The 7,994-nt window shown below is 35.0% G+C and carries 10 protein-coding genes; 3 read left to right on the forward strand and 7 right to left on the reverse strand.

Going from position 1 to position 7,994, the window contains the following annotated elements:
- Nucleotides 1–9 precede the first annotated feature (9 nt).
- Nucleotides 10–2,238 (forward strand): photosystem I core protein PsaB, encoded by a 2,229-nt coding sequence (gene psaB / locus DNJ73_RS08395; protein ID WP_158467249.1) that lies wholly within the window; start codon nt 10–12, stop codon nt 2,236–2,238.
- A 297-nt stretch (nt 2,239–2,535) separates the two neighbouring features.
- On the opposite strand, the gene DNJ73_RS08400 is transcribed toward psaB, so the two are convergent.
- Nucleotides 2,536–3,063 (reverse strand): photosystem I reaction center protein subunit XI, encoded by a 528-nt coding sequence (locus DNJ73_RS08400; protein ID WP_158467250.1) that lies wholly within the window; start codon nt 3,061–3,063, stop codon nt 2,536–2,538.
- A gap of 39 nt (nt 3,064–3,102) precedes the next feature.
- Nucleotides 3,103–3,219 (reverse strand): photosystem I reaction center subunit VIII, encoded by a 117-nt coding sequence (locus DNJ73_RS08405; protein WP_158467251.1) that lies wholly within the window; start codon nt 3,217–3,219, stop codon nt 3,103–3,105.
- Nucleotides 3,220–3,355: 136 nt separating this feature from the next.
- Here DNJ73_RS08405 and DNJ73_RS08410 point away from each other — a divergent pair, with 136 nt between their 5' ends.
- Nucleotides 3,356–3,838, forward strand: coding sequence for a HEAT repeat domain-containing protein (locus DNJ73_RS08410; protein ID WP_158467252.1), 483 nt, complete (start codon nt 3,356–3,358; stop codon nt 3,836–3,838).
- Here DNJ73_RS08410 and DNJ73_RS08415 read toward each other — a convergent pair.
- Together DNJ73_RS08415 and DNJ73_RS08420 are read right to left on the reverse strand one after the other, a co-directional pair.
- Nucleotides 3,796–4,758 (reverse strand): glycosyltransferase family 2 protein, encoded by a 963-nt coding sequence (locus tag DNJ73_RS08415; RefSeq protein WP_158467253.1) that lies wholly within the window; start codon nt 4,756–4,758, stop codon nt 3,796–3,798. The genes DNJ73_RS08410 and DNJ73_RS08415 overlap by 43 nt on opposite strands.
- 37 nt (nt 4,759–4,795) lie before the next feature.
- Nucleotides 4,796–5,548 (reverse strand): C40 family peptidase, encoded by a 753-nt coding sequence (locus tag DNJ73_RS08420; RefSeq protein WP_158467254.1) that lies wholly within the window; start codon nt 5,546–5,548, stop codon nt 4,796–4,798.
- Between the two features lie 21 nt (nt 5,549–5,569).
- Here DNJ73_RS08420 and DNJ73_RS08425 point away from each other — a divergent pair, with 21 nt between their 5' ends.
- Nucleotides 5,570–6,463: a serine hydrolase gene (locus DNJ73_RS08425; protein WP_158467255.1), complete on the forward strand. Its 894-nt coding sequence runs from the start codon at nt 5,570–5,572 to the stop codon at nt 6,461–6,463.
- On the opposite strand, the gene DNJ73_RS10245 is transcribed toward DNJ73_RS08425, so the two are convergent.
- From DNJ73_RS10245 to DNJ73_RS08435, 3 genes are all read right to left on the reverse strand, one after another.
- Nucleotides 6,456–6,590 carry a hypothetical protein gene (locus DNJ73_RS10245; RefSeq protein ID WP_257473438.1) on the reverse strand — a complete coding sequence of 45 codons (135 nt, stop codon included), beginning with the start codon at nt 6,588–6,590 and terminating at the stop codon, nt 6,456–6,458. The two genes, DNJ73_RS08425 and DNJ73_RS10245, sit on opposite strands and share 8 nt — an antisense overlap.
- A gap of 124 nt (nt 6,591–6,714) precedes the next feature.
- A complete protein-coding gene (locus DNJ73_RS08430) occupies nt 6,715–7,260 on the reverse strand; it encodes a hypothetical protein (protein WP_158467256.1) in 546 nt (181 codons plus the stop codon).
- Between the two features lie 91 nt (nt 7,261–7,351).
- On the reverse strand, nt 7,352–7,994 hold a 643-nt coding region (locus DNJ73_RS08435), incomplete at its 5' end, for a cell envelope integrity protein TolA (protein WP_158467257.1).

Genomic DNA, 7,994 nt, shown 5'->3' on the forward strand with positions numbered 1-7,994 from the left:
TTTTATAAAATGGCAACTAAATTTCCATCTTTTAGTCAGGGTCTTGCTCAAGACCCTACAACCAGGAGAATCTGGTACGGCATAGCTACCGCTCATGACTTTGAAAGTCATGACGGTATGACAGAGGAGCAGTTATATCAAAAACTGTTCTCCACACATTTTGGTCACTTAGCCATAATTGGTCTTTGGGTGGCGGGAAATCTTTTCCACATTGCTTGGCAAGGAAACTTTGAGCAATGGGTTCTTGATCCAACCCATTCTCGTCCAATTGCTCATGCAATTTGGGATCCTCATTTTGGACCAGGTCTTACTGAGGCACTTACTCAGGCAGGAGCAACTTCTCCTGTAAATATTGCTTACTCAGGCTTATACCACTGGTGGTACACAATTGGTATGAGAACTAATGAGCAGCTTTTTCAAGGTGCAATATTTATAAACATCCTTGTCTGTTGGTTATTGTTTGCTGGGTGGCTTCACCTGCAACCTAAATACAGACCATCATTAGCATGGTTTAAGAATGCAGAATCTCAATTAAATCACCACTTAGCTGTTCTTTTTGGATTCAGCAGCATTGCTTGGACTGGTCATTTAATTCACGTAGCTATTCCTGAATCAAGAGGAATACATATTGGTTGGGATAACTGGTTAACTGTTATGCCTCATCCAGAGGGTTTAACCCCATTTTTCTCTGGAAACTGGGGAGCATATGCTCAAAACCCTGATTCACTTGATGCTGTCTTTGGTACATCTCAAGGAGCTGGAACAGCAATATTTACATTCTTAGGTGGTCTTCACCCTCAAAGTGAATCACTTTGGCTAACTGATATTGCTCACCATCATTTGGCTATTGGAGTTGTATTTATAATTGCTGGTCATATGTATAGGACTAACTTTGGGATTGGTCATAGTCTTAAAGAAATTACTGAAGCACACAACACCAGTCACCCTAAAGACCCTCATAAAGGTTATTTCGGAATTAAGCACAATGGGATTTTTGAGACTGTTAACAATTCACTCCACTTTCAACTTGGACTTGCACTTGCCTCTCTAGGCGTAGCATGTAGTTTGGTAGCCCAGCACATGGGTGCTCTACCTTCTTATGCATTTATCGCAAGGGATTACACAACTCAATCTGCCCTATATACCCATCATCAATACATAGCAATGTTCCTGATGGTTGGAGCTTTCTCTCATGGAGCAATTTTCTTTGTAAGGGATTACGATCCAGAGCTAAATAAAGATAATGTATTAGCAAGAATACTTAGTACAAAAGAAGCCTTAATCAGCCACTTGAGTTGGGTAACAATGCTTCTAGGATTTCATACTCTTGGAATTTATGTTCACAATGACGTAGTTGTAGCCTTTGGTACTCCAGAAAAACAGATCCTTATAGAACCAGTATTTGCCCAGTTTGCGCAGGCTGCGAGTGGAAAAATGATGTATGGCTTTAATGCATTATTAGCAAATGCATCTAGTTCTGCCTCAATAGCTGCTAGCACTATGCCCGGCAACCATTACTGGATGGATATGATTAATAGACCAGATGCTCTTACAAATTTCTTACCTATAGGTCCTGCAGATTTCTTAGTTCACCATGCAATAGCATTAGGACTTCACACAACTGCTTTGATTCTTATAAAAGGTGCTCTTGATGCTAGAGGAACAAAACTAATTCCAGATAAAAAAGATTTAGGATTTGCTTTCCCATGTGATGGCCCTGGCCGAGGTGGTACATGTGATAGTTCTTCTTGGGACGCTACTTATTTAGCAATGTTCTGGGCTTTAAATACTATTGCTTGGATTACTTTCTATTGGCATTGGAAGCATTTAGCAATTTGGATGGGCAATACAGCTCAATTCAATGAATCTGGTACTTATTTAATGGGCTGGTTTAGGGATTATCTATGGCTTAATAGCTCTCAGTTAATTAATGGTTATAACCCATTTGGTGTAAATGCCTTATCTCCATGGGCTTGGATGTTCTTATTTGGTCATCTAATATGGGCAACAGGATTTATGTTCCTCATATCTTGGAGAGGTTACTGGCAGGAACTTATTGAAACTCTTGTTTGGGCTCATCAAAGAACTCCAATAGCTAATTTAGTTGGATGGAGAGATAAGCCAGTTGCATTATCAATTGTTCAAGCTCGATTAGTTGGTTTAACACATTTTACTGTTGGAAATTTCGTAACTTTCGGAGCGTTTGTTATAGCATCCACCTCGGGTAAATTCGGCTAAAAGTTCCACAAAATTTCAGTACTAAAGAACGCTGCCTAAAAACAGCGTTCTTTTTTTGGGAACTAATAGTTTTTTTTAGGTTATATTTTTTCTATATCAATGCAAAACACCAACAGAGAATCAACTTAATATAAAAAATAATCAATGAATAATTAACTTAAAACTCATGATTTATCGTTTAGATCCAATCCTTTGCAAAGTTTAAGTAGGTAAAAAGTTTAATTAAATATAAATTAAATTAAATAAAAAGCCCCTAATTAAAGGGGCTCTTTATTTAATTTAATTTAGAAAAACTATTTAAGCTCCTAGTAAATGATATTCCTTAATTAAAGGGAGAACAGTATCTAGATGCAAAGTCCCAATTAACAACCAGGCAAAAACAACACCTCCAGTGCCACCTAACCAAAAACCATTTGTAAAATCATTCCATCCTGATCTCGTAAATAAATCAGCTGGAGGATTAGCTACTGTTGCATCTGGAGGCTGAACATTAGGTGCCTTACCAGGAGCATTATAAAGAATAAAAAGAGCGGTCAATATTTGAATAGCTCCGACTCCGCCAAGCAAACCAGCTGTTAAAGCAAAGTCCGTATTTCTAAGAGGTCCTGTCATAGAAAAAGGGCCATAAAGTAAATAACCAAAAATTGCTCCTGTTTCGAGACCTCTGAAATTTGGGGATAGACCCTCTCTATAAACAGGAAGATTATTAATAACCATCTTTGTAAACCAACCACTATTAACTGGGGTTTGAAGATTACCAACAGTTGGGTCTGAGACTGTTTTCACAGCCCACTTTTGCATAAGTGTTTCTTTTGATTCAGTCATGGGCTAAAAAGATTTGATAAAAAAATAAAGTTTTTGAAATTACTCAGTAGCTGTTATGTACCTACCAATTAAAACAATGAAAACCGCTGGACCCATTATTCCAACTAATGGAATTAGAATAGAGGGAAGCAAACTTGAAGCTAGTTCACTAGTCATTACTTATTTCAATAAATCCATTTCTATTTTATAGAATTATCATCTAGTCAAACCAATTCATCCCATTGATGACATAAAAGTTCAATCCGTATATCTTCTTTAAAGAAGATTCATCACTACGTAAATTTTTCTCATCATGAATCAAGTTTTTGCCGGTGGTTTAGCTCTAATTATTGCTGTAATCCTTTGGAGTTCAAAAAAACAATCAAAATCATCAGTTTTTTCTCAATCCCAAAAGGATTCATTTTCAGATAGCACTCGTATTTCCTCTTTAGTCCAAAAGAAGAAATTAATTAATTACAAAAAACCTGAGAGCTTAAAAAAATTACAATCAAAGCCTATTTCAAACCAAGCTTCCCTTAATTCAATAGAAATAAAGAAAAAAATAACTAAATTAATTTCTAGTAATCCCAATGATCGTCTTTTAGCTATTGAACTTGCAAGTCAATGGAAAAACAAAAAAGCTATCCCCTTTTTAAGGAGAGGATTAAAGGATTCTGACAGCAGAGTTGTTATTGCATCAGCTTTTGCTATTTCATCTTATAAAGGAAAGACTATTGATTTAGAAAAGAAATCTCAATCATCTCGTCCTCCTCGAAATGTATCTCTGATGCGATAAATTGGTCTATTTTGACTTTCATGATAAGTGCGGATCTGAAGCTCTCCAAGCAATCCAAAGCCAAAAAGTTGAACCCCAGTCACTGCAAGAAGTAAAGCAAAAATTAGTAATGGTCTATTACCTATATCTTCTCCTAATAGTTTAATAATTAATAAGTAAAAACTTATTATGAAACTCCCAATAATTGCAAGAATTCCACCAAAACCAAAGACATACATAGGTCTTGTTAAAAATCTATTCATAAACCATACAGTTAATAAATCCATTAAGACTCTAAAAGTGCGATCAATTCCATACTTACTAGACCCAAATTGGCGAGCCCTATGATTTACTTTTATCTCCGTGATTCTCGCTCCTTCAATATTTGCTAAAACAGGTAAAAATCTATGTAACTCGCCATACAATCTCATATCGGTCAATACTTCCTTCCTATAAGCCTTTAAAGAGCATCCATAATCATTCAGTCTAACTCCCGTAACTTTTCCAATCAATCGATTAGCTAATTTAGATGGAAGTTTTCTACTGATAGTTGCATCTTGTCTTCGATATCTCCACCCACTTACAAGATCAAAACCATCCCCAATCTTATTAACTAATAAAGGAATATCTGCAGGATCATTTTGCAAATCTCCATCAAGTGTGACCACTATCTCACCAGAAGAGATATCAAATCCTGCTGCCATTGCGGCAGTCTGTCCATAGTTTTTACGTAGAAGAACTCCTACTATTTCAGGTATATCAAAGCTTAATTTTCTAATTACATCAGCACTTTTATCAGTTGAACCATCATTAACTAAAACTAGTTCGAAAGTTTCATCCATAGACTGCAGAACTTTTAATAACTGATTAACCAAAAATGGAAGACTTTCTTCTTCGTTATAGATAGGAACAACAATTGATAGTGAGACATTAGATTTCATTCAAAACACCTGATAAAGGTCAATTAATTAATCTTTTTTAGAGTTTTCCACTCTGATAGCAAGAGATCACTCTTCCAGCAGATCTAAATTGAGATCTGTAAAAAGAAGCAATTTTTCCAAGATTCGGGTGAAATAAACCGTCAATCTCTATTCCATTATGCCCATTACTTACCCCAGAACTATGAATATAAAAACCATTCTCAATATGCAAGCCAACATGAGTACATTTCTCAGATGATCCAAAAAAAATTAAATCGCCAGGTATTAATTTTTCACTTAAAGATTCAATATTTAATGAAACATTTTTGCAGAATTTTTCCTGTTGATAAGCATCTCTTGGTATCCAAATCCCTGAACTTGCAAAAGCAGATTGAACGAAGCCAGAGCAATCAAAATTCGGACCTGTAGTTCCACCCCACAAATATTCATTACTGGTTTTTTTCGCAGCCTTAGCCCAAGCCAATATTTTAGGAATCCTAGTAAAAATTTTTTCTTCAGTTAAAAATTCAGATTTCCAAGAATCTATTTTTGAAGCATTATGAGTTAATTCAGAAAATTTAAACCAACAAATATAATCATCTTCCAAAAGTCGGACTTGAACTCTATCGATAATAAGCTTATTATTAAAATCAATTTTCAAACTATCTAGTAATTGAAAACTTCTACCAATACTTGCTTGCGTGACTAATTCATCACTGTTTTCACTTTTAAATCCATCTATATTTACTCTAAGTTTCCACAAACTTCCCAAAACAAATGAAGCTTTACTTAGCAAAACCTCTAATGTCATAGTAAATTCTTTTTGAGCGCTATGGCGTTCTACCGAAAAGACCCTGAAATGGCATGTTGCCTAAAAGGTCTCCTCGATAGTTTTGACAAAAAAGGTTATCCCAACCTTCAAGAAAATATTGCGATAACGTGCATACGTTATGACCAGCAAAATCCAACACCATCTAGTGGATACGGGACTGGTTGGAATTCAAATAAAAATTTTTATCCAGCGAGTGTAGTAAAAATTGTTTATGCATTAGCAACTCATGTATGGCTACAAAAAGACTTAATTGTTGAATCAGATGAACTTAGAAGAGCATTACATGAAATGATCGCAAACTCCAATAATGACGCCACAAGCTACATTCTAGATCTATTAACAGGAACAACAAGTGGGCCTTCCTTGAATGAACCAAACTATGAAGCATGGAAAATTCAGAGACAATTAATTAATGACTGGTTAAAAGATCTTAAATGGCCAGAAATACAAAAATGGAATTGCAGTCAAAAGACATGGAATGAAGGACCTTTCGGTAGGGAAAAAGATTTTTATGGAATAAATAATGAGAATCGAAACAGAATGACAACAGATGGGAGTGCAAGAATTTTTGAGTCATTAATGACTCATGAAATGCTTCCAAAATTAGCCAGTAAGGATTTAATACAAATATTTGAACGCTCACTTGATCCAGTTAGCCGCAAACAAGCTTTAGAGAATCAAGTAGATGGTTTTTTAGGCGAAGGACTTCCTTTTGCTTCAAAACTTTGGAGCAAAGCAGGATTAATGAGTGAAGTTCGCCATGACGTGGCTTGGTGGCAAGCTCCCAATAAGAATCCAATGCTTGCAGTTGTTTTTACAACTGGAAAAAAATTAGTCAAAGATCAATTTTTACTTCCTGCGATTAGCAGTGAATTAAACAAATTTGCTATTTAGCAATAAGTAAGATTCCGGCGAATAAAATAGAACCCAAAATAAATCCAACTCCCAAAAGCACCGCAATTATTGGTGTATTTAAGTAAACAGATATTGTTGCGAGTTGATTACCCTTTGCTTCAGACACCTTTGTAACTCCTAAAAATCATATTGATTAAAGCATCTAACTATGCCAAAAAACAAACAAATCTTGAGTGATAAAACAATTTATTAAAAAGTGAAGGATTATTTATTTATGTTAAAAATCAAGTTCAAATAAAATTTGATTTTGATTTATTATTTTTTAAAATTCTAATATCTTGATTACTTTCAATATCTTTTATTGTCTTATTTTCTTCATCAGGTTTCTGAATTATTATTTTCTGATCCATATTAATTGAAATATTATCTGAAGAATTTATTTTACTTGATTTTTCTTGATCATTTATATCCAGTTCCTCTTCAGTTTTTGAATTGAAAGCATTTAAATCCTTTAACTTATTCTCATCAACTTTGACTTGATAATTTATTTGAGAAGTATTAAATATACTCAGATCAAATCTACCTTTTGCAAAAGATAATGAAGTAAAGACTAATAAAGAACTTATAATAAGAATTAAAAAAATGTTAGCTATTAAACTATTTATTGGAGACCATAATAGTGTTAATTTTGCAGCTTCATTTTTCTGATTGAAATCCTCAGGAGACGGATTTAGATCTAAAAAAATATCTTGATTAATCCAACCTTTATTAGCTTTCCTATAGGGAGACTCACTTTTAGTGAACTCTAAAATCTCCTGGATTCTTTCTTTTAGCACAGCTTAGGTTTTTATAAAACTATAAGAACGAAAACATAGCAGAAATTGAGAATAAAAAATCTGCTTTAACATAGATATTTGTGAAATTGAATTACCCAGCAATAAAGACCATCGCAGAAACAAGAATGGCTGAAGCCAAAATCCCTACGGAAGCTATTGAGACAATTTTACCTGTGTTTAAAGAAACTGATACCGTCAGCAATTCCGTTCTTGAATCTCTTTTTTGTTGTGAATCAATTTGTGGTCGAGAATTAAAATTCCTCTCCGCTAAAGCTTTCTTCTCTGCTTGAGCTTTCTTCTCCGCTAAAGCTTTCTTCTCGGCTTGAGCTTTCTTCTCGGCTTGAGCTTTCTTCTCTGCTTGAGCTTTCTTCTCCGCTAAAGCTTTCTTCTCCGCTAAAGCTTTCTTCTCCGCTAAAGCTTTCTTCTCCGCTAAAGCTTTCTTCTCTGCTTGAGCTTTCTTTTCCGCTAAAGCTTTCTTCTCTGCTTGAGCTTTCTTTTCCGCTAAAGCTTTCTTTTCCGCTAAAGCTTTCTTCTCCGCTAAAGCTTTCTTCTCCGCTAAAGCTTTCTTCTCCGCTAAAGCTTTCTTCTCTGCTTGAGCTTTCTTCTCTGCTAAAGCTTTCTTCTCTGCTTGAGCTTTCTTCTCTGCTTGAGCTTTCTTTTCCGCTAAAGCTTTCTTCTCTGCTTGAGCTTTCTTCTCTGCTTGAGCTTTCTTCTCCGCTTGAGCTTTCTTCTCT

The organism is Prochlorococcus marinus XMU1408 (genome assembly GCF_003208055.1).
In the GTDB taxonomy this organism is placed as follows: Bacteria; Cyanobacteriota; Cyanobacteriia; order PCC-6307; family Cyanobiaceae; genus Prochlorococcus_B; species Prochlorococcus_B marinus_A.

Bases quoted from the DNA above. Each gene is read 5' to 3' on its own strand.
- psaB (WP_158467249.1), top strand. From the start codon at position 10: ATGGCAACTAAATTTCCATCTTTTAGTCAGGGTCTTGCTCAAGACCCT.
- DNJ73_RS08400 (WP_158467250.1), bottom strand. From the start codon at position 3,063: ATGACTGAATCAAAAGAAACACTTATGCAAAAGTGGGCTGTGAAAACA.
- DNJ73_RS08405 (WP_158467251.1), bottom strand. From the start codon at position 3,219: ATGACTAGTGAACTAGCTTCAAGTTTGCTTCCCTCTATTCTAATTCCA.
- DNJ73_RS08410 (WP_158467252.1), top strand. From the start codon at position 3,356: ATGAATCAAGTTTTTGCCGGTGGTTTAGCTCTAATTATTGCTGTAATC.
- DNJ73_RS08415 (WP_158467253.1), bottom strand. From the start codon at position 4,758: ATGAAATCTAATGTCTCACTATCAATTGTTGTTCCTATCTATAACGAA.
- DNJ73_RS08420 (WP_158467254.1), bottom strand. From the start codon at position 5,548: ATGACATTAGAGGTTTTGCTAAGTAAAGCTTCATTTGTTTTGGGAAGT.
- DNJ73_RS08425 (WP_158467255.1), top strand. From the start codon at position 5,570: ATGGCGTTCTACCGAAAAGACCCTGAAATGGCATGTTGCCTAAAAGGT.